Origin of the sequence: Symbioplanes lichenis, assembly GCF_030709675.1 — a bacterium.
In the GTDB taxonomy this organism is placed as follows: domain Bacteria; phylum Actinomycetota; class Actinomycetes; order Mycobacteriales; family Micromonosporaceae; genus Actinoplanes; species Actinoplanes lichenis.
Genome location: NZ_JAUZQD010000019.1, coordinates 72,876 through 97,454, shown reverse-complemented (window position 1 = coordinate 97,454; position 24,579 = coordinate 72,876). Strand labels below are relative to the sequence as shown.

General features: G+C 70.6%; 23 protein-coding genes, 1 other RNA gene and 1 pseudogene. 15 read left to right on the top strand and 10 right to left on the bottom strand.

Features of this window, described 5'->3' with window-relative positions:
* Positions 1-3: 3 nt before the first annotated feature.
* The 5 genes and pseudogenes from RAN62_RS36165 (at position 4) to RAN62_RS36145 (ending at position 4,644) form a co-directional block, all read left to right on the top strand.
* Positions 4-576, top strand: a complete 573-nt coding sequence (locus RAN62_RS36165; protein ID WP_305789458.1) for a flavoprotein — start codon at positions 4-6, stop codon at positions 574-576.
* A gap of 21 nt (positions 577-597) precedes the next feature.
* Positions 598-1,410, top strand: coding sequence for a Nif3-like dinuclear metal center hexameric protein (locus RAN62_RS36160; RefSeq protein WP_305789361.1), 813 nt, complete (start codon positions 598-600; stop codon positions 1,408-1,410).
* Entirely contained in the window at positions 1,407-2,141 is a 735-nt protein-coding gene (locus tag RAN62_RS36155) for a zinc ribbon domain-containing protein (RefSeq protein ID WP_305789360.1), read from the top strand. Before RAN62_RS36160 ends, RAN62_RS36155 begins: the two co-directional genes overlap by 4 nt.
* Before the next feature lie 85 nt (positions 2,142-2,226).
* Positions 2,227-3,306 (top strand): histidine phosphatase family protein, encoded by a 1,080-nt coding sequence (locus RAN62_RS36150; RefSeq protein WP_305789359.1) that lies wholly within the window; start codon positions 2,227-2,229, stop codon positions 3,304-3,306.
* Positions 3,307-3,375: 69 nt separating this feature from the next.
* Positions 3,376-4,644: pseudogene (locus RAN62_RS36145) on the top strand (glycoside hydrolase family 18 protein).
* A 61-nt stretch (positions 4,645-4,705) separates the two neighbouring features.
* Here the strand turns inward: RAN62_RS36145 and RAN62_RS36140 are convergent.
* From RAN62_RS36140 to RAN62_RS36130, 3 genes are all read right to left on the bottom strand, one after another.
* Positions 4,706-5,413: a hypothetical protein gene (locus RAN62_RS36140; protein WP_305789358.1), complete on the bottom strand. Its 708-nt coding sequence runs from the start codon at positions 5,411-5,413 to the stop codon at positions 4,706-4,708.
* 236 nt (positions 5,414-5,649) lie between these two features.
* Positions 5,650-6,066: RNase P RNA component class A (gene rnpB, locus RAN62_RS36135), an RNA gene on the bottom strand.
* 95 nt (positions 6,067-6,161) lie between these two features.
* Positions 6,162-6,893, bottom strand: a complete 732-nt coding sequence (locus RAN62_RS36130) for a VOC family protein (RefSeq protein ID WP_305789357.1) — start codon at positions 6,891-6,893, stop codon at positions 6,162-6,164.
* Between the two features lie 100 nt (positions 6,894-6,993).
* On the opposite strand from RAN62_RS36130, the gene RAN62_RS36125 reads away from it, so the two are divergent.
* Positions 6,994-7,443, top strand: coding sequence for a MarR family winged helix-turn-helix transcriptional regulator (locus RAN62_RS36125; protein WP_305789356.1), 450 nt, complete (start codon positions 6,994-6,996; stop codon positions 7,441-7,443).
* On the opposite strand, the gene mctP is transcribed toward RAN62_RS36125, so the two are convergent.
* Both mctP and RAN62_RS36115 read right to left on the bottom strand, forming a co-directional pair.
* The gene (mctP, locus tag RAN62_RS36120; protein ID WP_305789355.1) at positions 7,430-9,076 is read right to left on the bottom strand and encodes a monocarboxylate uptake permease MctP; all 1,647 of its coding nucleotides are present in this window, start codon (positions 9,074-9,076) and stop codon (positions 7,430-7,432) included. The two genes, RAN62_RS36125 and mctP, sit on opposite strands and share 14 nt — an antisense overlap.
* The gene (locus tag RAN62_RS36115) at positions 9,069-9,308 is read right to left on the bottom strand and encodes a DUF3311 domain-containing protein (protein WP_305789354.1); all 240 of its coding nucleotides are present in this window, start codon (positions 9,306-9,308) and stop codon (positions 9,069-9,071) included. Before RAN62_RS36115 ends, mctP begins: the two co-directional genes overlap by 8 nt.
* Before the next feature lie 882 nt (positions 9,309-10,190).
* Here RAN62_RS36115 and RAN62_RS36110 point away from each other — a divergent pair.
* The 4 genes from RAN62_RS36110 to RAN62_RS36095 all read left to right on the top strand — a co-directional run bounded on the left by RAN62_RS36110 (position 10,191) and on the right by RAN62_RS36095 (position 13,668).
* Positions 10,191-10,973 (top strand): SDR family oxidoreductase, encoded by a 783-nt coding sequence (locus RAN62_RS36110; protein ID WP_305789353.1) that lies wholly within the window; start codon positions 10,191-10,193, stop codon positions 10,971-10,973.
* Positions 10,974-11,003: 30 nt separating this feature from the next.
* Positions 11,004-11,888, top strand: a complete 885-nt coding sequence (locus tag RAN62_RS36105; RefSeq protein ID WP_305789352.1) for a helix-turn-helix transcriptional regulator — start codon at positions 11,004-11,006, stop codon at positions 11,886-11,888.
* Between the two features lie 58 nt (positions 11,889-11,946).
* Complete coding sequence (locus RAN62_RS36100) at positions 11,947-13,350, top strand: sugar porter family MFS transporter (RefSeq protein ID WP_305789351.1); 1,404 nt, start codon at positions 11,947-11,949, stop codon at positions 13,348-13,350.
* 69 nt (positions 13,351-13,419) lie between these two features.
* The gene (locus RAN62_RS36095; RefSeq protein ID WP_305789350.1) at positions 13,420-13,668 is read left to right on the top strand and encodes a hypothetical protein; all 249 of its coding nucleotides are present in this window, start codon (positions 13,420-13,422) and stop codon (positions 13,666-13,668) included.
* A gap of 234 nt (positions 13,669-13,902) precedes the next feature.
* Here the strand turns inward: RAN62_RS36095 and RAN62_RS36090 are convergent, their stop codons facing one another.
* Positions 13,903-14,235 (bottom strand): hypothetical protein, encoded by a 333-nt coding sequence (locus RAN62_RS36090; protein WP_305789349.1) that lies wholly within the window; start codon positions 14,233-14,235, stop codon positions 13,903-13,905.
* Positions 14,236-14,356: 121 nt separating this feature from the next.
* On the opposite strand from RAN62_RS36090, the gene RAN62_RS36085 reads away from it, so the two are divergent.
* Positions 14,357-16,333, top strand: coding sequence for a sensor histidine kinase (locus tag RAN62_RS36085; protein ID WP_305789348.1), 1,977 nt, complete (start codon positions 14,357-14,359; stop codon positions 16,331-16,333).
* Between the two features lie 516 nt (positions 16,334-16,849).
* On the opposite strand, the gene RAN62_RS36080 is transcribed toward RAN62_RS36085, so the two are convergent.
* The 4 genes from RAN62_RS36080 to RAN62_RS36065 all read right to left on the bottom strand — a co-directional run bounded on the left by RAN62_RS36080 (position 16,850) and on the right by RAN62_RS36065 (position 19,945).
* Positions 16,850-17,254, bottom strand: a complete 405-nt coding sequence (locus RAN62_RS36080; RefSeq protein WP_305789347.1) for a hypothetical protein — start codon at positions 17,252-17,254, stop codon at positions 16,850-16,852.
* Entirely contained in the window at positions 17,251-17,886 is a 636-nt protein-coding gene (locus RAN62_RS36075; RefSeq protein WP_305789346.1) for a hypothetical protein, read from the bottom strand. The genes RAN62_RS36080 and RAN62_RS36075 overlap by 4 nt, the downstream gene beginning before the upstream one ends.
* Before the next feature lie 67 nt (positions 17,887-17,953).
* Positions 17,954-18,865, bottom strand: coding sequence for a serine/threonine dehydratase (locus tag RAN62_RS36070; RefSeq protein ID WP_305789345.1), 912 nt, complete (start codon positions 18,863-18,865; stop codon positions 17,954-17,956).
* 9 nt (positions 18,866-18,874) lie between these two features.
* Positions 18,875-19,945: a type I glyceraldehyde-3-phosphate dehydrogenase gene (locus RAN62_RS36065; protein ID WP_305789344.1), complete on the bottom strand. Its 1,071-nt coding sequence runs from the start codon at positions 19,943-19,945 to the stop codon at positions 18,875-18,877.
* A 486-nt stretch (positions 19,946-20,431) separates the two neighbouring features.
* Between RAN62_RS36065 and RAN62_RS36060 the strand changes: the two genes are divergently transcribed.
* The 4 genes from RAN62_RS36060 (at position 20,432) to RAN62_RS36045 (ending at position 24,284) form a co-directional block, all read left to right on the top strand.
* Positions 20,432-21,568: an ABC transporter permease gene (locus tag RAN62_RS36060; protein WP_305789343.1), complete on the top strand. Its 1,137-nt coding sequence runs from the start codon at positions 20,432-20,434 to the stop codon at positions 21,566-21,568.
* Between the two features lie 99 nt (positions 21,569-21,667).
* The gene (locus tag RAN62_RS36055) at positions 21,668-22,282 is read left to right on the top strand and encodes a GTP cyclohydrolase II (protein ID WP_305789342.1); all 615 of its coding nucleotides are present in this window, start codon (positions 21,668-21,670) and stop codon (positions 22,280-22,282) included.
* Between the two features lie 246 nt (positions 22,283-22,528).
* Positions 22,529-23,155: a M15 family metallopeptidase gene (locus tag RAN62_RS36050; protein WP_305789341.1), complete on the top strand. Its 627-nt coding sequence runs from the start codon at positions 22,529-22,531 to the stop codon at positions 23,153-23,155.
* Positions 23,156-23,201: 46 nt separating this feature from the next.
* Positions 23,202-24,284, top strand: a complete 1,083-nt coding sequence (locus tag RAN62_RS36045; RefSeq protein ID WP_305789340.1) for an NADH:flavin oxidoreductase/NADH oxidase — start codon at positions 23,202-23,204, stop codon at positions 24,282-24,284.
* Positions 24,285-24,579 lie beyond the last annotated feature (295 nt).

Here is a 24,579-nt window from a genome sequence, read left to right as displayed (position 1 = left end):
GTGATCTCTGATCGTGTGCTGTACGTCCTGGTGTGCGGCTCGCCCATCGCCCGGGACGTGGGGATCCTGGTCGACCTCGCGCAGCGCGACGGCTGGGAGGTGTGCGTGATCACCACCCCGGACGGCCGGAAGTTCGTCGACACCGACGCGTTGCGCGCGCAGACCGGGCACCACGTGCGCAGCTACTACAAGAACCCGGGCGACGAGGACCTGCTCCCGCCGGCCGACGCCATGATCGTGGCTCCGGCCACCGTCAACACCGTGAACAAGTGGGCCGCCGGCATCACGGACACGCTGGTGCTGGGGCTGCTGGTCGAGGCGTACGGGTTCAGCACGCCGACGGTCGTGGTCCCGTACACGAATCGGGTCATGGCCACCCACCCGACGCTGCACGACAGCATGGCCAAAATCCGCAGCTGGGGTGTCCAGGTGCTCTACGGCGACGACGTGATGCGCCTCGGCGGCCCCGGTCAGAACGACAAGTTCCGCAGCCAGTTCCCCTGGCGGCGCGCCCTGCAGGCGGTCAACGCACAAGTCGCGGCCGACAACCGAGTGGAGCCGGGAGCGCGCAGCTAGACCTGGGTAGAGTTGGCGGCCGTGAACGAAACGACCGTCGGCGAGGTGATTGCCGCCCTCGACGCCCGCTATCCGCGCGCCTGGGCCGAGCCGTGGGACCGGGTCGGCCCCGTCCTCGGCGACTTCGGCGCTCCCGTCCGCACGGTGCTCTGCGTGGTCGATGTCGTGCCCGAGACCGTGGAGGAGGCGGTCGCGGCCGGTGCCGATCTGATCGTCGCGCACCATCCGTTGCTGCTGAAGGGCGTGTCGTCGGTGGCCCCGGACACGTACAAGGGGCGGATCGTCCATCGGCTGATAAAAGCGGACATCGCCCTCTATGTGGCGCACACGAACGCCGACGTCGCCAGCCCCGGCGTGTCCGACGCGCTCGCCGCTCGGCTCGGCCTGACCCGCACCCGCCCGCTGGTGCCGGCGGAGGAAGGCCGCGGCATCGGACGCGTCGGAGAGATCCCTCGGACCACCCTCGGCGAACTGACCGCCGTCGTCGCGGACAAATTGGGCGGCGCGGTGCGCGCGGCCGGCGACCCCGGGAGAATCATCACCACGCTGGCCGTGTCGGGCGGTGCCGGCGACGGTTTCCTGCGCGCTGCCACGGCCGCGGGCGTGGACGCGTACCTTTGCGCGGACCTGAGGCATCACCCGGCGAGCGAGCACCTCGCCGCGGGTGGTCCCGCCCTGATCGACGTGGCCCACTGGGCCAGCGAGCGGCCCTGGCTCGACGAGGTCGCGGCCTGGCTGCGGGCCGAGCTGGGCGTGACCGCGCACGTGTCCGACCTCGACACCGACCCCTGGACCGTGCACGCGGTCCGATCGAACAAGGAGAACCAGCCGTGAAGGCCGCCCCGGAAGCACAGCGCCGCCTGCTCGACCTGCAGGCCGTGGACACCGCGCTCAACCAGCTCGCGCACCGCCGGAAGACGCTCCCGGAGCTGACGGAGATCGACGCGAGCGCGCGGGAGATCTCGGCGCTCGAGGACGAGCGGGTCCGTGCGCAGGTCGCCGTCGACGACCTGGACCGTGACATCAACCGCCTCGAAAAGGACATCGACCAGGTCCGCACCCGCAAGGAGAAGGATCAGAAGCGCCTCGACGCGGGCGGCGCGCTGCGCGAGATCGAGGGGCTGCAGCACGAGCTGGCGACGCTCAACCGGCGGCAGGGCGAGCTGGAGGACGCCGAGCTCGAGCTCATGGAGCAGCGCGAGAGCGCCGAGCAGACGCTCAACGAGGTGAAGAAGCGGATCGCCGGTGCGGTCGAGAAGCGTACGGCCGCGGAGGCCCGCCGCGACGAGGCGCTCGCGGACATCGCCAAGGAGCAGGAGTTCAAGGCCGGCTCCCGGGCGCCGCTCGCCGCGGATCTGCCGGACGACCTGGTCAAGCTCTACGACAAGATCCGCGAGGACACCGGCCTGGGCGCCGCGCTCTTCCGCGCCGGGCGCTGCGGGGGCTGCCGCATCGAGCTCTACGGTGCCGACCTCGCCCGCGTGAAGGGCGCGCCCGCCGACGAGGTCGTGCGGTGCGAGGAGTGCCGCCGCATCATGGTCCGGACCGCGGAGTCCGGCCTGTGAGCGACGGAGTTGGCGCGGCGGTGTTCCGCCGGAGCGCCGGCGGACGCGGGACGTCGTCTTCGGGCGCCGCACGAAGGAGCTCATCATGAGCACACTGAGGGTCGCGATCGAGGCCGACGGCGGGTCGCGGGGCAACCCCGGGCCCGCCGGGTACGGCGCCGTGGTGCTGGACGAGACCGGCGGCGTCCTGCTCGAGCGGTACGCCGCCCTGGGCACCACCACGAACAACGTCGCCGAGTACTCGGGGCTGATCGCGGGGCTCGAGGCCGCCGCCGAGCTGGGCGCCGACCAGGTCGCCGTGCGGATGGACTCCAAGCTCGTCATCGAGCAGATGTCCGGCCGCTGGCAGATCAAGAACCCGGGCCTGCGCCCGCTCGCCGCGCAGGCCGCGACGCTGGTCGGCCGGTTCTCGTCGGTGACCTTCGACTGGATCCCGCGCGAGAGGAACAAGCTCGCCGACGCCCTCGCCAACCGCGCGATGGACGAGGCCGCCGGCAAGCCCGTCTCCGACACTCCGCCGAAGGACTGGGCGCCGCCGTCGCTCGACAACGCCACGCGGCTCATCCTGGTCCGGCACGGCGAGACCGCGCTCACGCAGCAGGGCCGCTACTCCGGCCGCGGCGACGTGCCGCTCTCCGACGAGGGCGAGGCCCAGGCCATGGCCGCGGGCGGGCGGGTGGCCGGCATCAGCCGCGACGTCACGGCCGTCGTCTCCTCACCCCTTTCCCGATGTACGCGCACCGCCGAGCTGATCGCGTCCGAGCTGGGCAACGTCACCGTGACGGTCATGCCCAAGCTGATCGAGTGCGACTTCGGCGACTGGGAGGGGCTGACGTTCGCCGAGGTACGCGAGCGCTGGCCCGACGAGCTGGACAGCTGGCTCGGCTCGACCAGCGTCGCCCCGCCGAACGGGGAGTCCTTCCAGGCCGTGGCGAAGCGGGTGCGTGGCGCGCAGGCGACACTGCTGAGCGCGTACCCGGCGCAGACCGTCGTGGTCGTCTCGCACGTCTCCCCGATCAAGCTGATCCTCCGCGACGCGCTCGCCGCCAGTGACGCCTTCCTGCACCGCCTGTTCCTCGACGCGGCCGGAGTGTCCACGGTCGACCTGTGGCCGGACGGCGGGATCGCGGTCCGCTCGGTGAACGAGACCGCGCACCTGCGTTGACCCCTCGGGGGCGGACGTTTACTTTCCTCGATAAGGAAAGTTTCTTTAACGCTCCGCCCCGGAGGGCTCATGCGTCGTCTTCTTGCTTCTTTTCTGGCGGCCGCCGTTGTGGTCGGCGTGGCTGCCGCGCCGGCTGAGGCCCACGACCGGTCCTATGTCAAGGTGGGCTACTTCACCCAGTGGGGCATCTACGGCCGCGACTTCCAGCTGGCCAAGGTGGACAAGTCGGGTGCCGCCGCCCGCCTGACCCACCTCAACTACGCCTTCGGCCCGGTCACCGCGGCCGGCGTCTGTGACTCCGCCGACCCATGGGCGGACTGGCAGACCCCGTTCCCCGCCGACCTCAGCGTCGACGGCGTGGCGGACGTCGAGGGTCAGCCCCTCGCCGGCAACCTCAACCAGCTCACCGAGCTCAAGGCCAAGCACCCCGATCTCCGCGTGCTCATCTCGCTGGGCGGCTGGACCGGGTCCGCGTACTTCTCGGACGCCGCCCTCACCGACGCCTCCCGCAAGAAGCTCGTCGCCTCGTGCGTCGACCTGTGGCTCAAGGGCAACCTGCCCGGCCTCCCCGCGGGCACCGCCGCCGGCATCTTCGACGGCATCGACCTCGACTGGGAATGGCCCGGCTCCGACGGCAACGCGGGCAACGTCGTCCGCCCCGAGGACAAGCGCAACTTCACCCTGCTCGCGGCGGAATTCCGCAAACAGCTCGACGCGTACGGACGTAAGGCCCGCCGGCACTTCGACCTCACCGCCTTCCTCCCCGCCGCCCCCGCCAAGATCGACGCCGGTTTCGAGGTCAGCAAGATCTTCAAGTACCTCGACTTCGGCACGGTCCAGGGCTACGACTTCCATGGCTCCTGGGAGTCCCGCACCAACCAGCAGTCCGCCATCCAAGTCCCCGCCGGCGCCCCGGACAATCCGGACTTCTCGATCGAGGTAGCCATCAACGCGTACCGTTCCCGCGGCGCGCGTGCCTCCCAGCTGGTCCTCGGCATCCCGTACTACGGCCAGGGCTGGACGGGCGGCGCATCCGGTTTGTTTTCCCCGGCCGCGGGCGGAGCGCCGGGCAAGTTCGCCGTAGGCACCGAGGACTACAAGGAGCTGAAGAAATTCCCCGCCCAAGGCTTCACCGTCCACCGCGACTGGCGGGCCGGCCACTCCTGGCTGACCGACGGCACCACCTTCTAGACCTACGACGACCCGGCCCAGATCCTCCAGAAAACCGCCTGGATCCGAACCCACAACCTCGGCGGCGCCATGATGTGGTCCCTCGACGGCGACGACACCAACGCCACCCTGACCCGCACGATCTCGGCCGGCCTCACCACCTGGTAAAGGGGCAGGACGGTGTGCCGGTCGGCGCACCGTCCTCCCCGCGTCGGCGGACTCGGTGCTTTCACTCCGGCCGTTTGCCCTCGCCGGCGGCTGTCGCGTCACCGGCAACACCATCGCTCAGGGGTTTCGGCCGAGATTTGAGGTCCCGCTTGCTCTTCCGGACCGGCCATGGCCAGAGCGTGCCGATTCGCAACTCATGACCGGTCAGCTGTTCAGCGGGCTGCCAAGAAATCGTCAGCGGTCCGTAGCGAAGACCGTACACATGGGCCGTGACCCGGTTCTTCAACCGTCTGAGGCGGCCCTGACGGTCCCGCTCCCACCATCTGCCGGTCGAATCGCGGAAGGTCATCGTAGGCGTAGGGCCGGTCAGCAAGGTCTCGCGAGACAGTCCCACCGTGAAGATCGACTGCACCTCTACGGTGACCTTCTGTACGGACGCCGGGTAGTCGGACCCGTCGTCGGGGAGGTCGAACGTCGACGTCGTCTCCGGAACCAGTTCGGGCGATTCAACGACCGGCTTGCCCGCGAGCTCGACCGTCACCTCGAAGATCGGCCCATCACTGCTGTTGCGCAGCCGTAGTACGCGCTTTCTGGTGCCCGCGTCTTCCTCCAGCGCCACCCATGCGGCCACCTTGCTCGCCTGGTCGCGTTCCTTCTCCAGGACACTGCGGCGGTAGGCGGTGGCCGCGACCAGAAAAGAACCACTGGTGATCGCGGCGCTCACCCAGGTCGGAGCGCTGCCCCAATCCACGTCCTGCCAACCGGTCATGGGCGGATTTTCCAGGCCGTCACGCCAATCACGCCAGCCGCAGGCGGCAGGTGCGACCGAACTACGGAATCGTTCCGGCAGAAGCGTGAACCGAGCGTTCTCGCAGCTGCCGGCTCGGCGGGAGCCGTTACGCCCGCGAGCTGAACCTCACCGATCCATCCCGACACCTTCACCGGCCATGACACTCAGCTGTACCGATGGCCGGAGGCGCACTGAGGAACGCGACTTGAGGGCGACGGACGAGTCGGCCTGTACGCCGGATTTTGTCCGCGGCGATTGCTCGCCGCTGGGCGGTCATCCATCTCGGCGTGCCGTTGCCGGCATGCTCGTGCGGCCTACCCGCAGGCTCGGGCGAGCAGCCCTCGAACGCCTGCGCCGGCCTCCGCCACTTGCGCGGCGGGGGCCTTGCTTGGCCTTGCTCCGGGTGGGGTTTACCTAGCCACCCCGGTCGCCCGGGGTGCTGGTGGGCTCTTACTCCACCGTTTCACCCTTACCGGCCGTTCCGGGGAACTGCCGGCGGTCTTTTCTCTGTGGCACTGTCCCGCGGGTCGCCCCGGGTTGCCGTTAGCAACCACCCTGCTCTGCGGAGTCCGGACGTTCCTCGGCGGCGGCCCCCGTGCGAGGGCCTCCGACGCGACCGCCCAGCCAACTCGTCCGTCGCAGTCTCATCCTAGCGGGACCGCGGAGAGAGCTTCATCCCACCGGGACTGCGGAGAGAGCTTTGTCCCACGGGACCGCGGAGAGGGCTTCATCCCACCGGGACTGCGGAGAAAGCGTTTCCCTCCGGGTCGGCGAGCAGCCAGGGGCCGCCCGGGGAGGCGTTGAGCATGGTGGCGCCGGCGTGGGTGAGGACGTACGGGTCGGGGTCGCGCAGAAGGAGGTGCCACTGGAGGCGGCTGCGGGCGGTCCGGGTCTCGGGGACCAGGTCGAAGGCCAGATAGTCCCAGGGGAAGTCCGGGGCGCCCTTGAGCACCGCGGAGTCGCCTTCGCGCTGGACCTCGCCGCCGATGACGCGGGACCACCAGTTGGCCAGGGCGAGGGGCTGGCGGCATTTGACGACGAGCTGGAAGACGCCGGCGGGGCGGTCGTCGACGGAGGCGTACGCGCAGAAGGTGTTGCCCTCGGGGTCGGCCAGGACCCACCAGGGGTCGTCGCCGGGCGGGCGGACGATCGTGGCGCCGGCGGCGATCAGCGGGGCCGGTGTGCGGCCGGGCAGGCGGATGTCGGGGTGGATGCGGTCGGCGTCGCCGGGCGGGGCCGGGTCGGGGGTCAGGCGCATGATCTCGGCCTTGGGGCGGCCGGACGCGGGGTCGAGGCGCAGGCTGCCGTCGGCGAGATCGTGGCGGAGGCCGCCGAAGCCGGCCATGCTCCAGAAACCGGCCAGGCGACCGGGGTCGCGGCTGCACAGGGCGAGGCCGTCGAACTGGGCGATCGGGCGGACATAGGCGGAAAGTTCGGCGTTGAGACTGGGCCAGGACATGGCCGCGACTGCCCGGCGCCGGAGATCGATACACATCCCCGTACGGGTGAACCGGGTTTCGCAGCTAACTTTCAGGTAGGGGGCCCTAGAGTTACCGCTCATGAACGAGGAAGCGGCGCTCGCCAGCATTGAGACGCAGGTCGCGATGCTGATCCGGCTCGGGGAGGCGACCCGGCGGAGCTCACCCCGCCCGCATCGCGCACTGGATCGCGCCGCGTACGTGATCCTGCGCCTGCTGGAGGAGGCCGGCCCGCAGAATGTCTCCGCGGTCGCGGCCCGGCTCAACCTGGACGGCTCGACGGTGACCCGGCAGGTCAGCGCCATGCACCGGGACGGGCTGGTGGAGCGGCACGCCGATCCGACGGACGGGCGCGGCACGGTCATCGCGGCCACCGAGCAGGGCATCTCGCAGGTGCACGCGGTGGCGAAGGCGCGCCGGGAGCTCTACGACGTGATCCTCAAGGACTGGACGGGCCAGGAGCGCCGCGACCTCGCAGCGCTCCTGGAACGACTCACCCGGGACATGGACAGCTACATCAAGGACCGCTGACCAGGGTGTCGGGGGTGTGACGGCCCTTCTCCAGCCGCGGGTCGCCCGCGTCGGCGAAGTAGTCGTCCTGCCGCGTGCCGTCCACCCCGTCCGGCGTCTTCAAGGCGCGCAGCACGAGCGTGACGAGCACGGCCACGAGCAGGTTGACCGCCACGGCGACGAAGCCCACGTACACCGTCTTGGGGGTGTCGAAGCCGAAGTCGGAGAGCGGGAAAGCCGACCCGCCGAAGTGCGCGCGCTTGGTCGCGGCGTTCGGGATCTGATAGAGCATCCACATGCCGAGGCCCATGCCGAGCGCCCAGCCGGCGATCAGGCCGCCCTTGTGCAGCCAGCGGGTGAAGAGCCCGAGGGCCACCGCGGGGGCGGTCTGCAGGATGATCACACCGCCGATGAGCTGCAGGTCGATGCTGAACTGCGGGTCGAGGAAGATGATGCACGCGACCGCGCCGATCTTGACGACGAGCGACGTGATCTTCGAGACGTTGGCCTCCTGCGCCGGCGTCGCGTCCTTGCGCAGATACTCCTTGTAGATGTTGCGTGTGAAGAGATTGGCCGCGGCGATCGACATGATGGCCGCCGGCACCAGCGCGCCGATGCCGATGGCGGCGAACGCGATCCCCGCGAACCACGACGGGAATTGCTGGTCGAAAAGCAGCGGCACGACGGTGTTGCTGTCGACGCTGCCTTCCTTGCTGCCCGGCAACGGCTTCACGCCGGCCGAGATCGCCGCATAGCCCAGCAGGGCGAGCAGACCCAGCAGGAAACTGTACGCCGGGAGCGCCGACATGTTCCGCTTGATGACATTGCGGTTCTTGCTCGCCAGCACGCCCGTGATGCTGTGCGGGTAGAGGAAAAGCGCCAGCGCCGACCCCAGCGCCAGCGTGATGTACTGAATCTGGTTGTTGGCGTTGAGCGTGATCCCGTCGCCCGGCGCCGGTGACGCGTCGAACTTCGCCTGCGCGTCGTCGAAGATCGACCCCCAGCCGCCCAGCTTGTAGGGCAGATAGATGACCGCCACGATGATCACGATGTAGATCAGCGTGTCCTTGACAAAGGCGATCAGGGCGGGGGCCCGCAAACCCGACTGATAGGTGTACGCGGCCAGAATCGCGAAGGCGATGATGATGGGCGCGTGCCGGGCCAGCATCGAGTCACCGGTCACCCCCATGGTCTTGAGCACGGCCTCGATGCCCACCAACTGCAGCGCGATGTACGGCATCGTGGCCGCGATGCCCGTGATGGCGATCAGCAGCGCGAGCGTCGGCGACCCGAACCGCGTCCGCACGAAGTCCGCCGGCGTCACGAATCCGTGCCGGTGCGACACCGACCAGAGCCGGATCAGAATCAGAAAGAACAACGGATAGATGACAATGGTGTACGGGACCGCGAAGAACCCGGCCGCGCCCGCCCCGAAGATCAGGGCCGGGACCGCCACGAACGTGTACGCCGTGTAGAGGTCTCCGCCGACCAGGAACCACGTGATCCAGCCGCCGAAGCTGCGCCCGCCCAGCCCCCACTCGTCGAGATGGGCCATGTCCTTGGGCGCCCGCCACCGGGCCGCCACGAAACCCATCGCGCTGACCAGCAGGAAGAGCAGCGAGAAGACGATGATCTCGGTGATGTGGTCACTCATCGCGCGCCTCCGGGGCGACCGGCGCGGCCGGCCTGCGGGTCATCCGGTACACGATCGTGGTGGTCGTGACCCCGAGCAGGATGAAGAGAAACTGCAGCCAGTAGAAGGCCGGGAACCCCCAGAGCCGGGGTGAGTCGAAATTGAACAGCGGCGTGAGCACGGGGACCACGATCGGCACGATCAGCAGCCAGTTCCACGGGCTACGATCGCTGCGTGGTGCGGGTTGAACCATAATCGGTGATACCTCCTGTGAGGAGTAATCACGGGCCGTCGGCCGCAGGTTACCGAGAGGTTTCACACGCGCGTCGCTGCGTAAGATCATGCTGCGCCGAACGGCCCGGGCCGTGCGCCGAGCGGCACGCCGCCACCAGCGCTGACCGACTGGTGAGAGCGGCTGGGACTTGTGTGCGACCAGGCCGGGAAAGCAGAGGTGGCGCTGCTGGCGTCGCTACCTGGCCTGTTACCGTCATCCCAGAACCTCTGCTGCTCCTCTCCTCGTGGCAACGTCGCTCGGGAGCGATGACAGCCGAGGACCGGTCCCCGCCCCTCGCAGCGGCTGAACTGACCTAGGGACGGGAACCGGCGTGCGGCGTCCCGCGTTGACAGCTCACGAGCTGCATACGCGGCGCCGCACCCCTTGAGCAGTGCAGTGATCAGACTCGCCAGCGCGGTGAAAAACGCGAGGACTTTGTAAACCCGCTCGTTCTCCAGCCAGTTCCAGCGCTTCCTCTCGGGCTGCTCCGGCAATTCATCACTCCCTCCGGCCGAGGGCCGCATATTCGAGCGGCTCCGAGGGGAGGGTCGCTTGGCGGCGTCGGCCATCGCGAGGCATCAGTCCGACGCCAAAGCATCGGACCGGACCTAGTCGAGCGTCTATGCCAATGCGTGCTGCTTCCGGTCGCATCCAAGCAATCAGCATCGCAAGTGTCGGCTCACCGATCCGGGCCGGCTTCGCTGCCTTCGGGAAACCGTGACGGGGACCGGCGCAGCGGGGCGAGAGGGGTCCTCGCAGTACCCGCATCATCAGGATCTCCCCGCCTTCCCGAACGGCTGTCAGCCTGGTCGGGCCGGCTTCCCCCAAGGCGCCGGCCACAGACAGAGGGACGGGAAAACGATGGCGGACAGCCTTTTTGATCTGAGCGGGAAGCGTGCCCTGGTCACCGGCGGCACCAGGGGCATCGGGATGATGATCGCGCGGGGGCTGCTGCAGGCGGGCGCCCGCGTCGTCGTCAGTTCCCGCAGTGCGGAGGCGTGTGCGGAGGCCCAGCGTCGCCTGTTCGAATTCGGCGACGTGGAGGCGATCCCCGCCGACTTGTCGCGGCAGGACGAGTGCCGGCGCCTTGCCGATCGGGTCGCGGGCGATGCGGAGCGCCTGGACATTCTGGTCAACAACGCGGGGGCGATGTGGCGCGAGCCGCTGGCGACGTTTCCGGCCGAGGCGTGGGACACCGTGCTCGACCTCAATCTCAAGTCGCCGTTCTGGCTGGTGCAGGCGCTGCTTCCCGCCCTGCGCCGGGCGGGCACGGCCGACGATCCCGCGCGGGTCATCAACATCGGCAGCATCGCCGCCGTGCACGTCGCCGACTCGCCCAACTACTCGTACGCCAGCAGCAAGGCGGCCCTGCACCAGCTCACCCGGGTGCTGGCCCGGGAGCTGGGCCCCCAGCACGTCACGGTGAACGCGGTGGCGCCGGGGCCGTTCCCGTCGCGGATGATGGCGGCCACGCTGGACGCGGTCGGCGATCGGATCGCGGCGAAGGCCCCGCTGCGGCGGCTCGGCCGCGACGACGACATGGCGGGTGTCGCCGTCTTCCTCGCCGCGCGGGCCGGGTCGTACCTCACAGGCACCGTCATCCCGGTGGACGGCGGCATCGCGACCACCGCATCGGGGACCTAGGACCGGGCCTACGGTGGGGAGATGGCCTCGATGGATCTCCGCACCGACATCCGGGAGTTTCTCCGGTCGCGCCGCGCCCGGATCGCCCCCGACCAGGCGGGCCTGCCCGCTTACGGCAGCAACCGCCGGGTCAAGGGCCTGCGCCGCGAGGAGGTGGCGCTCCTCGCGGGGGTGTCGGTCGATTATTACGTACGCCTGGAGCGCGGCAGCCTCGCCGGCGCCTCCGACGGTGTGCTCGACGCGCTGGCCACCGCCCTGCGTCTCGACGAGGCCGAGCGCGACCACCTGTTCCACCTCGCGCGCCGATCCGGAACGTCCGGCGACCCGCGCCCGCGCCGGCCGGCCGTGACTGTGCGCCCGGCACTGCAGCGGGTGCTCGCCGCCATTTCCGATGCGCCGGCGTGGATCTGCAACGGACGCTACGACGTGCTCGCGACGAATCATCTCGCCCGCGCGCTCTTCGCGCCGGTGCTGGCGGACCCGCGACGGCCCGCCAACACGGCGCGCTTCATCTGTCTGGCTCCCGAGGCGGCGCGAGAGTTCTTTGTCGACTATGACGACATCGCCGGTGACGCGGCCGCGAAGCTTCGGCTTGAAGCCGGCCGCGATCCGCACGACGAGGAGCTGATCGCCCTGATCGGCGAGCTGTCGGCGCGTAGTGACATGTTCCGGCAGCGATGGGCGTCGCAGGACGTGCGGCTGCACCGGTCCGGACGCAAGCGGCTGCACCATCCGGTCGTGGGCCGGCTCGACCTGGACGTCGAGTCGCTGGATCTGCCCGCCGAGCCCGGGCTGTATCTCACCGTCTACACCGCCCCCGCGGGCACGCCGACCGCCGACAATCTGGCGCTTCTGGCCTCGTGGGCGGCCTCCCGGCCGACGCCGGCCCACAACGGGTACGCGCGGCGCGAGTAAATCTTGCGCGCCGGGGCAGTTATGTCTGTCACTGGATGCGGACCTCCGGGGGGAATCGATGAGTCAGGCTGGACAGGCAGTTTCCGCCCCGAGGAGCGGCGACCGGCTCACCGGCTCAGTGATCGTCGTGGCGCTGGTGTCCGCGATCTCCGGGCTGCTCTACGGCTATGACACCGGCATCATCTCCGGGGCGTTGCTGCAGATCGGCGAGGACTTCGACATCGGGCACGTATGGGAGCAGGTGATCGCGGCTTCCATTCTGGTCGGGGCGGTCATCGGGGCGCTCACGTGCAGCCGGCTGGCGGAGCGGCGCGGGCGGCACGGGACGCTGCTGTTGATCGGCATTGTGTTCGTCATCGGGTCGCTGGCCGCGTCGTTGTCGCCGGATCCGATCACGTTGTCGCTCAGCCGGCTGGTGCTGGGCTTCGCGGTCGGCGGCGCCACGCAGACGGCTCCGGTCTACGTCGCCGAGCTGGCGCCCACCGCGTACCGGGGAAGGCTGGTGCTTTTCTTCCAGATCGCGATCGGGGTCGGCATCGTCATCGCGACCATTGTCGGGGCGGCCGAGATCATCGACTGGCGGGTGGCGATCGGCATGGCGGCCGTGCCCGCGGCGATCATGTTCGCGTTGATGCTGCGGCTGCCGGAAAGCCCGCGCTGGCTGGCCCGGGAGGGTCATCTCGATCGCGCCGAGGAAGCGCTCGGGCGGGTGCGGCACCGCGACAGCGATCTGTCCGCCGAATTGCAGGGCATTCGCGAGAATGTGGAGGCCGAGAAGCAGGCCAGCACCCGCGGGTGGTCCGGCTTGAAGGCAGCCTGGGTACGCCCGGCGCTCGTCGTCGGGTGCGGACTGGCCGTTTTCACCCAGCTGTCCGGCATCGAGATGATCGTCTATTACACGCCGACGATCCTGACCGACAACGGCTTCTCGGACTCGACGGCGTTGCGCGTCTCCGTGGCGCTCGGGCTGACGTACCTGATCGCGCAGTTGATCGGTCTGGCGATCATCGACCGGGTCGGGCGGCGGCGCCTGACGCTGCTGACGTTGCCGTTCGCCGCGCTGGCGCTGATCGTCCTCGGGACGTTCTTCGTGACGGGCAACGACGGCAAGTCGATGATTCCGTGGATCGTCGCGACCCTGGTGGCCTTCATGGCGTTCACCGCGGGCGGTATTCAGCTGATGGGCTGGCTCACCGGCTCGGAAATCTATCCGCTGGCGACCCGGGCGGCGGGTGCCGCGGCGCAATCCGCGTCGCTGTGGGGCACCAATGTGCTGATCACGCTCACCCTGCTCAGCACGATGAACGCCATCGGCACGGGACAGACCTTCTGGATGTACGCGGTCTTCAACATCATCGCGTTCGTCTTCCTCTGGAAGAAGATGCCGGAACTGACCGGCCGCAGTCTCGAGGAGATCGAACAGCATCTGGCGGACGGCAAGTTCAAGCCCGCGGACTTCTGAGAGGTACCAAGCCGCTTGATTCACACGTCGACAGGGGTGGAAGTCTCCCCTGACAAGGCGGTGCGGCCGATGAACCCTGACCTTTCGCTGGACCTGGCGGCGCTCGACCTCGGGGCGCCCGCCGCGGAACGGGACATACAGCGGGGTCTCGAACACTATTTCGTGGAGTCGGAGGCCTTCAAACGGGTCTCCGACCGCACCAAGACCATCATTCTGGGCAACCGCGGCTTCTTCGAAGAGCGCCATCTTCACGATGCTGGCGGCCGGCGAGCGACTAATCCGGCACGTGCACGTGGTCGAGCTGGCGCCGGAGGATAACTCACCTCCGCGCCGCTCGGATACGCCGCGCTGAGCGAGGCGGAACGCCGCTACTCCGAGGAACGGGCCAAGGACATCTCCGCGGAGTACCGGTTCGAGTATCCGCATCTGCTCGAGGTCTTCGAGGTGTTCCGCGGCCGCAGAGCAATCTCAGCCTGGCGGGCATCTCGCAGTTCCAGGTGCACCCGATGTTCCGGTCGTATCTGGGCATGAAGGAACCGAAGGGGGAACGGCTCAGACCAGCACGCTGAGACACTCCACGGACGTCGCGGTGAAGTAGTAGACGGCGTGGGCCCCGTGGCGGAACAAATGGCGGCTCACGTCCTCGCGGCGATCGGGACTGGTCGGAACCACGAGCAGGATGTGACCACGGTGCAACCCCTGGTCGTACAGGTGCATGATCGTCGTGTCGGGGCCCCACGCGCTGAGGCTGGTCGGGGCGGGGCGCTCCGGGCGTACGGGAAAAGCGGGATGACCGGCGTCATGCAGTGACGCTGCCGCCGCCTCGGCGCGGGATCGGTCGGGGATGAGGCACGCGACGGCGTCGACCGGGCGTACGAGGGACATCGGAACCGCCTCCAGCGGGTGCGAGTTGTCCGCAGACTAAGCACGCCGTGGCGGTGTCGGGAACACGTCGGGCGGATTCGCGACACTTCATTTCGTCCGGCGGTGACCGATAAGGGAGACCGTGAGCCGGCCCATCGCGCGTACAGTCGCCTTCGCGCTGCTGTATCTCGTCGCCATGCTCGCCGGCCGGTCCGCCACGCTCGACGGCACGCACCTCAGCCTGGTGTGGCCCGCCGCCGGCGTGCTCGCGGTCTGGTTCGCCGGCCGCCGGGAGCCGCGGTGGCACTGGGCGGACGCGGCGGCGCTGACGGTGATCACGGTCGCCGGCAACATGGCGACGGGCGCCTCCGCCGGGCTCGCCGCCTGCTTCGTGGCGGCCAACCTCACGCAGGCGTACGTCTTCGCGGGTCTGGCCCGCCGCTGGGTCCCCGGCCTGTGGCGCGACGCGCCGATCACCCGGCTCGCCGAGCTCTGGCGTGTCGTCGGGGCGGCCGTCCTCAGCACGCTGGCGAGCGCGGCGATCGGCCCGACCGCCGCCGGCCTGCTCGCCGGCTCCTGGAGCTGGGACACCGCCGCCGTCTGGACCGCCCGCAACACGGCCGGGATCCTGCTGGTCGGCGCCGCGCTGGGCGAGCTGCTCCGGTCCCGGCCGCCCCGCCGCACCCCCATCTACGAGTACGCGGTGAGCACCGCTGTGTCCATCGCGGCGTACCTCGTGATCTTCGGCTCGGTCGACGGCCTCCCCCTGGCGTTCACGCTGATCACGATCACGGTGTGGATCGGGCTGCGCCTGGAGACGACGTTCGTGGTGCTGCACTCGCTGGTCTTCGGCGCCGTGGCCGTCGCGTTCACGCTGCACGGCGACGGCCCGTTCGCGACGATCGGCTCCGTCCCGCTGCGCGCCCTCACGGCCCAGTTCTTCGTCAGCACCGTCGCCGTGGTCGGCCTGGCCCTGGCCCTGAGCCGCGACGAGCGCGCCGCCCTGCTCGACCGTCTCCGCGGCTCCGAGCGCGCCGCCCGCGACCAGGCCGCCCTCCTCACCACGATCATCGACACCATGGCCGAGGGCGTCGGCGTCCTCGACGAGCACGGCAACTACATCCTCCGCAACCCGGCCGCCGTCCGCCTCCTGGGCGGCGTCACCTCACCGGACGGGACCATCCGCGACGGCGCCTACTACGGCCTCTTCCACCCCGACGGCAGCCCGGTCGCCCCGGCCGAGATGCCCTATCGGCAAGCCTTCGAGGGCTCCGGCCCCGGCGGCCGCGACTACCTGATCCGCAACGCGGGCGTGCCCGAGGGCCGCGTCATCCACCTGAGCGCCACCTGCCTGCCCGACCGCTCGGCCGCCGTGATCATGTTCCACGACGTCACCGCGGACCGGCGCCACCGGGACGAGCTGCGCTCCTTCGCCGGGGTGGTCGCCCACGACCTGCTCAACCCGCTCACCACCATCCAGGGCTGGGCGGAGACGATGCGCCCCGACGTGGCCGGCCGCCCCGACGCCGCGATGCCCCTGGCCCGCATCGAACGCGCGGCCGGCCGCATGCACAACCTGATCAACGACCTGCTCGCGTACACCACCTCCCGCGACGCCGCGGTGGTCCCGGACCGCGTCGACCTCACGGCCGTCGTGACCGACATCGCCGCCGGCCGTACGGACCACGCGGAGGGCGCGGGCCGCGCGGTGCCCCGGATCGTGGTCGGCCACCTGCCGCCCGTGACGGCGGACCCGGTCCTGACCCGCCAGCTCCTCGACAACCTGATCGGCAACGCCATCAAGTACACGGCCCCGGGCGTCACCCCGATGGTCACGGTGTCCGCCATGCTGGACAAATCGGGCATGGTTCGCGTGGCGGTGACCGACAACGGCATCGGCATCCCGCCCGAGCAGCGGGAAGCCGTCTTCGAGGACTTCCACCGGGCGCACCCCGGTCCGGCGTACGCGGGCACCGGCCTCGGCCTCGCCATCTGCCGCCGCATCGTCGAACGCCACGGCGGCCTGATCACGGCCGAGCCCGCCCCGGACGCCTGCGGCACGCAGATGGTCTTCACCCTTCCTGCCGCCCCGGCCCCGGTCCCTGTTCCGGTCTCGTGAGCTACCCGCGCAGCTGACGCCCGGCACTGCTGCCCGGCTTCCGGTTCAGCCACGGCGGCCGCTGGTACCGCGTTCGCCGTAGTCCTCCGATGCCGTTCTCCGTGACGAAGGCAATGGAATACGGCTGCCAATCATCACGAAAGGCTTGGCTCTTCGGTTCCAGGACAAGGGGAAAGCTCGGTCCCTCGCACGAGGCGCAGTCCGAGATCTTGCGCCACTCGACCCCCGGCGTGACCACGTGCAGCCACCGCAGGAGTGGTGCAGCGACATGGGCCCAAGCTGCTTCGCTGCGGCCGACGAAGCTCGACCGGCGGAAAGAAGCCACGGATGGGGAAGCCGCGAGCGCCGGGACGGCCCCGCCGTGCCGCCGGCGCCGCATCCCGCTTCACCTCGGCCCGTCCGCTGTCCCGCTTGCGACGCCCACCAGATCAGGTAGACGACCAGCGCGCAGCCGGCGGCCCCGGCCAGGACGTCGAGGATGAGGGACACGCGCGGAAAAGGGATGCGCTCGGACCGTCAGGCGGAGTAGTAGGAGGCGTAGTTGTCGGACCAGGCGGCCACCGTGAACTCGTCGAAGTCGCCGGTGGCTTCGCATTCGCGGAGGTAATGGAGGGCCGCGGCGGCGGCCGGGTCGGGGTGGGCGGCCAGATGATTCTTGGTGGTTTCGAGGCCGGCGCCGCAGAGGAGTTGGATGTCGATGCCGCAGTGGGCGTCGAAGCTGCTCTTCTTGGCCTGCCAGATCGTCAGGATGTCGCCCGGGTCGCCGGCGTTGAAGAGCTGGACGCAGCACAGCAGCATCAGCTCGGTGTCCTGATCGTCCACGCCGGCTTCCGTCTCGGCCACCAGCATGGCTCGGATGTCGGTCAGGCCGGGGCCGGTGGGGTGCAGTCCATAGTGGTGCAGGGCTTCGTCGGCGTTCACCGGTTCATGATGCGGTCGAGCTCGGCGAAAAGCTGCCCCGGCGGGTGGGGGTCGAGCTCGAGCCAGAGGGCGCGGCCCAGGTGCCAGGCCGCTTCGACTTCGTCATGGGTACGGTCGAAGCCCGCCAGCGTCGGCGCGGGCAGCTCGGCCTCGGCGGCCCGGGACGGGGTGAGCCAGTGCTCGGTGGTGCCGGCGGCCAGGCGGGCCATCCAGAGCAGGTGGCGCTGGGCGTGGGCGAGGGCGTCGCGCCGGCGGAGCGTTTCGCCGCGTTGCCCGACGTGCCAGGCGAGGATCAGCCAGTTGGCGAAGCGGCCGCACACGTCGGCGGTCATGTCGATCGTGCCGGCCGGGTCGGGGACGGCGCCCTTGAGGACGGCGACGGCGGTGCCCGTGGGCCACGTGGCGACCTGGCCGGTCTCCGCCGCCGAAGCGAAGTGGAACTCTCCGCGGATGAGGCCGGGGAAGAAGGCGACGTGGGCGCCGGACTCGTTCCGGACCACGTGGAGGGGCGGCTCGACGCCGGTGATCCACGCGGCCGGGTCGGGGACCGGGCCGAAGAGCCAGAACTCGACGTCGCTGTGCTCGTCCGCCGATCCGTCCACGAAGGATCCGTACATCAGTGCAGCCGTCACCGCCGGATCCTGGCGGCAGCGGTCCCGGACCCGCTCGATGAGCGCGCGGTGCCGCGCGAGCGGGGCGTCAGGCAAGGTCGGACGGGTCGGTGTTCGCGCCGCAGAGCAGGACGACGACCCGCTCGCCCGGCTCCGGCCGGTAGGCACCCGACGTCAGCGCCGCCTGCGCCGCGGCCGTGCCGTGCTCCACGGCGAGCCTGTACTCGTCCCACAGGTGGCGCCGGGCCTCCACGATCGCCTGATCGCTGACCAGCACCGACGGCAGCCCGAGGCCGGCGGCCGTCGCGTAGGCGATCCGCCCCACCCGGCGCGCGCCCAGGGAGTCGGCGGCCACCCCGGCGACGGGGACGTCGACCGGCTCGCGGGCGGCGAGGGCGGCGTGGAGGGCACAGGCGCTTTCCGGCTCCACGGCGACCACCTTGGCCGTACCCGTCAAGGCCGCCGCGACCCCCGCGATCAGGCCGCCGCCGCCCACCGCGACCAGGACGGTGTCGAACTCGGCCTGCGCCCGCAGCTCGAGGCCGAGCGTGCCGTTGCCGGCGACCATGTCGGGGTCGTCGTAGGCGTGGCAGAAGACCGCGCCGCTCGCCTCGGCCCGGACGACGGCGGCCGCGTAGGCCTCGGCGTATTCACTGCCGGTGCGGGTGACGCGGGCGCCGAGCTTGGCCAGCTTGGCCACCTTGACCGGCGGGGCGGTCTCGGGGACGTAGATCTCGGCCGGGACGCCCAGCTCGCGGGCGGCATAGGCCGCGGCCAGGCCGGCGTTGCCCCCGGACGCCGCGATGACGCCGGCCTCGGGCAGGCCCTGCTCGGCCGCCGTCAGGATCTTGTTGAACATGCCGCGGGTCTTGAACGAGCCGGCGTGCTGCACGAGCTCGAGCTTGTAGAGCACGTCGCCGGTGTCGAGGACCGGCGTCGTGCGCACCCGGCCGGCCAGGCGCCGCGCCGCGGCCTCGATCGCGTCCTTGCTGGTTGTCACCCGTCAGTTCTACACCGCGGCGGGGACGACCTCGGGCGCCCGGCCCGCGCCCGCCGGCACGGGCTCACGTTTCCCCAGCAGCCGGGCCAGGTCGAGGAGCCGGTTGGAGAAGCCCCACTCGTTGTCGAACCAGCCGCGCACCTGCACGCCCCCGTCGGCCGAGGTACGGGTGCCGGACGGGTCGAAGAGGCAGGAGGCCGGGTTGTTGAGGACGTCGATCGAGACCGTGGGGTCGGGGTCGTAGTCGATGACGCCGCGCAGGGGGCCCGCCGCGGCCTCGGCGATCGCGCGGTTGACCTCCTCGGCGCTGACCGGGCGGTCGGTGAAGCCGCTGACCTCGGCCAGCGAGCCGACCGGGGTGGGCACGCAGTAGTAGCTGTAGCGGATCGGGCCGAGCCCGGGCAGCACGACGCTCACCAGGTCGCCGGCCACGTGGTCGTGGGGAAGGATGCTGGTCTGCGCCGCGCGGCCGAGCCGGGGGTCGTTGCGGGAGGTGTCCGTGAGGCTGTCGTGGATCTTCTGCCAGCCCTGCGCCGCCAGCACCACGGTCGTGTGCACGCTGCGCAGCCCGAACCGGTCGAGCAGCACCTTGGCCAGCACGGAGAGGGCGTTGACCCCGCACGAGGCGGGGGAGACGACGTCGTGGCGGTCCGGATCGTACGTCTCGTGGTTGGCGCCCCACACGAGCACCGCGTCGGGCCGGTCGGCGGAGGCGCTGATGACCACCTTGCGCGCGCCGCCGTGGGTGATGTGGGTGCGGGCGAGGTCGCCGTCGCGGAACTTGCCGGTGGCCTCGATGACCACGTCGACGCCGGCGTCCGCCCACGGGATGCGGGCCGGCTGCGCCTCGTGCCAGGTCCACACCGGCTGGTCGCCGACGATGAGCCGGCCGGGGGCCACCGACACCGAGCCGGCGAAGCGGCCGCGCAGGCTGTCGCGTTTCAGCCCGTACGCCAAACGGTCCACCGGAGCGATGTCGTTAATGGCGGCGACGGTGATTGCGGAAGGGTGCTCCGCGGCGATACGCAGGAGTGACCGCCCGATCCGCCCGAATCCGTTGATGCCGATCCTGACACTCACCAAGAACTCCTCGCGGTCGGCCGATCAAGAATGCACGCCGAGTGCACCGGGACCGGGCCGGAATGGCGTCGAGGCCAGTACCGCCGGTCACGTATCTGACACTATGAGTGTGCAACTTGCACGTCAACCGGTGGGTGCCGAGGGTGGCCCGTCGTCACAAAGGACACACCCGGGGCGGGGGCGGGTCCATCCATGTCCTTACTGGACACTCAAGTGACCTGGGGCAACGGGGATTTCGGGCCGGGCCGCCCGGGTCGTGGCCCCGAGGGGCCACCCGAAAATATCGCCGGGCCGGTGTCACGGCCGTCGGCGTCCGTTGTCCCAGGTAAAACATCGGGTTGCGCATTCCGGCCAGCCCCGCGCTATCCGCGCGGGGGCCGGGCTGTGACGATTCACTCATTCATCCGGGGCCGGTGCGGGGAGCGGGTCGTCCCCTTTTAGGGAAACGGCGCGGCCGGGGTGGCGAAAAATGGTTCCCTGGATCTCATGGCAGAGTCCAGTCCGATCACCTCGGTCCGCCAGTTCCGGCGCTTCGCGCTCGTCGTGTGCCTGGCCGGCGCGGTGGTCCAGCTGGTGCTGACCGCGTACTACCTCGGCATGGGGCACAAGGCCGCCCCGCACGACGTACCGGTGGGGCTGATCTCGCCCGTGGTCAAGCAGGACGCGATCATCGACCTGCTCGAGCGCGACGGTGCCTTCCGGGTCGAGAGCTACGACACCGTGCCGGCGCTGCAGACCGCGATCAAGCGCCGTGAGATCTACGGCGGGGTCGACGTCACCGGCGTGCAGCCGCAGCTCTACGTCGCCGGGGCCGCCGGGTCGGCCGCCGCGAACCTGCTGCGGACGACCTACACCGGCGTGATCGCCCAGCAGAACGAGGAGCAGCTGGCCGCGCTGGCCCGCGAGGGCGACACCGTGTCGATCGCCCAGGCCAAGACGCTCGCCACCCCGCCCGCGGTCAGCGACGTGGTGCCGCTGCCCACCGACGACGTCAACGGCGTCTCGCTCGGCTTTCTCACCCAGGCGCTGGCCCTCGGCGGGACGATCGCCTCGCTGGGACTCGGGCGGCTGATCCCGCGCACCCGCCGATCCTGGAAGCGCGGCCTGGGCCACCTCGCGACCCTCATCGTGTACGCCCTCAGCAGCGCGGCCGTCGTCCTGTGGTCGATGAGCTGGTTCGGGGTCGGCACCGGGGCGGACCAGGGGGAGATGTTCGCGATCTTCGGGCTCGTCTCGCTCGCGATCACCGCGTCGACGGCGGGCGCGGTGGCCCTTCTCGGGCCCGGGGGCGCCCTGGTCGGTGCCCTCTACTTCACGGTCGGGACGGTCATCTCGGGCGCCAGCATCCTGCCCGAGTTCCTACCCGCCTTCGGCCGGGTGCTGGGCGAGAATCTGCCGACCGGCGCCGGGGTCCAGGCGGTCCGCGACAACTTGTACTTCCCGGCGGCGCCGATCGGCGGCCACCTGCTCGTGCTGGGCCTCTACGCCGGCGTCGGCTGCCTGTTGGTGCTGGTCACGAACCTGCTGCCGAACCGCAGCGACCGCGTCTCGGAGCTCGATCTGGAGGTCCGGGACCGCATCGAGGGCAACGAGGTCCGCGAGCCCGCCACTATTCCTTCCTGACTTTCTTGATCCGTTGTGACGTTTGCTGCGTGGACTCCTTAACAAGTGCGGGGTACGGTCGACCTCGTACTTGAAGCGTCAAGTGCTTAAGGAGTCGTCATGCCGCTGGGTATCCGTAGCCGTGTCACCGTCCCGCTGCAGTTCGCGGACGGGTGGGGCACCACCGCGCAGGTTGTCACGTTCCACGGCCTCGCCGACGGCAAGGAGCACCTCGCGCTGGCGCTCGGCGACGTGGAGAACGCCGCGGTGCCGCTGGTGCGACCACACTCGGAGTGCCTGACCGGCGACGTGTTCGGCTCGCAGCGCTGCGACTGCGGCCCCCAGCTGCGCGAGGCCGTCGAGCGCATCGCCGGCGTCGGCGGCTACCTGCTCTATCTGCGGCAGGAGGGTCGGGGCATCGGGCTCTACAGCAAGCTCGACGCGTACGCGCTCCAGGACCTGGGCATGGACACGTACGAGGCGAACCGGGCACTGGGGCACGCGGACGACGAACGGGACTACACCGCCGCCGCCCAGATGCTCACCACGCTCGGCGCGCCGGCCGTGGACCTGCTCACCAACAATCCGGACAAGGCCGCCCAGCTGCGCGGTCTCGGGGTGGACGTGCGCCACGTCGTGCCGACCGGGGTGCACGCCTCCGCGGCGAACGTCCGCTATCTCCAGGCCAAGATCTCCCACACCGCGCACACGATCGATCTGCCGCTGGCGGTGTGAAACCGGCGGTAGCAGCTCAGTTGTCCTCCGGTTGCGCCGAAGAGGCAGGGGTCAGGGTCTGTTTCGGCCGGGGCGTCGGAGCGAGGCCGAGTCCAGGTTTCGTCTGGGTGTGCGCCGCGGGCGCCCTCATCCCGGTGTTGGATGGGGATGTTCGCGGCGTGCGGCCAGGCGGAAGCTGGGCCGGACGCAGCCCGGCGATCCCGTCCGAAACAGACCCTAGCCCGCCGAGCAGCCGGAGGACCCGCCGTGGGGATCGACAGGATCAACAACCGGATCGCGGACATCCAGAGCCGGATGATCGCGCTGCAGACCGCGCAGGCGACGAAGACCGCTCCGGCCACGACGGCCGCCGGCGCCCCCGGGGCCACGACCGCCTCGGGCGCGGCGTTCGCGTCGGTGCTCCAGAACGCCATGGGCGCGCAGAACGCGACGCCGGCCAGTGCGGCGAACAAGACGTACACGCTGAACAGCAAGGGGATTCCGACCGAGCTGGCGGCGTACGGGAACGGGAAGATCCCGGCCGGCGCGCTGGAGAAGGTCGGCAGCACCGGCCACAAGCTGTGGGCGCCGGCGGCCGAGAACCTCAACCGGATGATGCAGGACGCCAAGGCCCAGGGCGTGCACATCGGGATCACCGACAGCTACCGTCCGTACGAGGAACAGGTCGATCTGGCCCGGCGCAAGGGCCTCTACTCGCAGGGCGGGCTAGCGGCCAAGCCCGGCACCAGTGAGCACGGCTGGGGCATGGCGACCGACCTCGACCTGGACGGCAAGGCGCTGAAGTGGATGCGGGCCAATGCCGACAAGTACGGTTTCGTGGAGAATGTCCCGCGTGAGTCGTGGCACTGGGCGTACAAGCCGCAGTCGGCGTGACGGTCGTCTCTGGCCGCTGCGCCTGATCGCGGCCTAGCGTCGAATCATGGCCGCGCTCTTCGACCCGTTCACCATCCGTGACGTCACCCTGCCCAACCGGGTGTGGATGGCGCCCATGTGCCAATACAGCGCTCCGGTCACCGGGGAGCCGGTCGACTGGCACGTCCAGCACTACGGGGCGCGCGCGACGGGCGGGCCCGGCCTGATCCTCGTCGAGGCGACCGGGGTGTCGCCCGAGGGCCGCATCTCGCACGCCGACCTCGGCATCTGGTCGTCCGAGCAGGTCGCGGGGCACCGCCGGCTGACCGCGCTCATGGCGGCGCAGGGCGTGGTCCCCGGCATCCAGCTCGCCCACGCGGGGCGCAAGGGCGGCACGGCCAAGGAGTTCGAGGGCGGCCGCGTCCTGCCGCTCGACGAGGGCGGGTGGCAGGTCGTCGGCCCGAGCGAGGTGGCCTTCGACGAGACCCGCCCGGTGCCGCACGCGCTGACCGCCGGCGAGCTCGACGGGGTGGTGGCCGACTTCGCGGCGGCGGCCCGGCGCGCGGTCGACGCCGGCTACCAGGTGATCGAGGTGCACGCGGCGCACGGCTACCTGATCCACGAGTTCCTGTCGCCGCTCTCCAACCGGCGCGACGACTCCTACGGCGGCTCCTTCGACAACCGGGTGCGGCTGGCCCGCCGGGTGGTGGCCGCCGTCCGGGCCGAGATCGGGCCCGGGCTGCCGCTCTTCGTGCGGGTCTCGGCCACCGACTGGGTCGAGCCCGAGGGCTGGACCGCCGACGACACCGTGCGGCTGTCCGCCCTGCTCCGCGAGGACGGCGCCGATCTGATCCACGTGTCCACGGGCGGCAACGTGCCGGCGGCCACGATCCCGGTCGGCCCCGGCTACCAGGTCGAGTTCGCCGAGCGCATCCGCCGCGAGACCGGCCTCCCGACGGCCGCCGTCGGCGTCATCACCGACCCCCACCAGGCGGAGAAGATTCTGACCGAGGGCCAGGCGGACGCGGTCGCCCTCGGCCGCCAGCTCCTCGTCGACCCCTTCTGGCCGCGCCGCGCCGCCCTCGAGCTGGGCGCCGACCACCCGCTGCCCCCGCAGTACGCCCGCGCCGCCCGCGCCCTCCACCCCTGACCTGCCCGCCGGCGCCGGTTCGGGCGCTGCTGACGTTCGGGTCGGCGGGGGCTTGGGCGTTGCGCTTTTGACGTTGGGCCCGCGCGGGCTCGGGTTGACTTGCGCGCTTGGCGTTCGGGTTCTGCGCGGGCTTGAGCGTTGCGCCTGTGGCGTTCGGACATGCGCGTGCTCGGGCGCTGCGCTGTTGACGTCTGCGCCGGCTTCGAGTGTGTCGCCTGCGTCCGCGCCGCCTGGGCTTTGGGCCCGTGACGGTCGCGCCGGCGTCGAGCGCGTCAGGTGCGTCGTTCGGGGCTTC

Coding starts and splice junctions, on each gene's coding strand:
- RAN62_RS36095 (WP_305789350.1), top strand. CDS start 13,420: ATGAACCCTGACCTTTCGCTGGACCTGGCGGCGCTCGACCTCGGGGCG.
- RAN62_RS36045 (WP_305789340.1), top strand. CDS start 23,202: ATGGCCGCGCTCTTCGACCCGTTCACCATCCGTGACGTCACCCTGCCC.
- RAN62_RS36105 (WP_305789352.1), top strand. CDS start 11,004: ATGGATCTCCGCACCGACATCCGGGAGTTTCTCCGGTCGCGCCGCGCC.
- RAN62_RS36130 (WP_305789357.1), bottom strand. CDS start 6,893: ATGTCCTGGCCCAGTCTCAACGCCGAACTTTCCGCCTATGTCCGCCCG.
- RAN62_RS36150 (WP_305789359.1), top strand. CDS start 2,227: ATGAGCACACTGAGGGTCGCGATCGAGGCCGACGGCGGGTCGCGGGGC.
- RAN62_RS36140 (WP_305789358.1), bottom strand. CDS start 5,413: ATGACCGGTTGGCAGGACGTGGATTGGGGCAGCGCTCCGACCTGGGTG.
- RAN62_RS36115 (WP_305789354.1), bottom strand. CDS start 9,308: ATGGTTCAACCCGCACCACGCAGCGATCGTAGCCCGTGGAACTGGCTG.
- RAN62_RS36090 (WP_305789349.1), bottom strand. CDS start 14,235: ATGTCCCTCGTACGCCCGGTCGACGCCGTCGCGTGCCTCATCCCCGAC.
- RAN62_RS36055 (WP_305789342.1), top strand. CDS start 21,668: ATGCCGCTGGGTATCCGTAGCCGTGTCACCGTCCCGCTGCAGTTCGCG.
- mctP (WP_305789355.1), bottom strand. CDS start 9,076: ATGAGTGACCACATCACCGAGATCATCGTCTTCTCGCTGCTCTTCCTG.
- RAN62_RS36125 (WP_305789356.1), top strand. CDS start 6,994: ATGAACGAGGAAGCGGCGCTCGCCAGCATTGAGACGCAGGTCGCGATG.
- RAN62_RS36060 (WP_305789343.1), top strand. CDS start 20,432: ATGGCAGAGTCCAGTCCGATCACCTCGGTCCGCCAGTTCCGGCGCTTC.
- RAN62_RS36110 (WP_305789353.1), top strand. CDS start 10,191: ATGGCGGACAGCCTTTTTGATCTGAGCGGGAAGCGTGCCCTGGTCACC.
- RAN62_RS36100 (WP_305789351.1), top strand. CDS start 11,947: ATGAGTCAGGCTGGACAGGCAGTTTCCGCCCCGAGGAGCGGCGACCGG.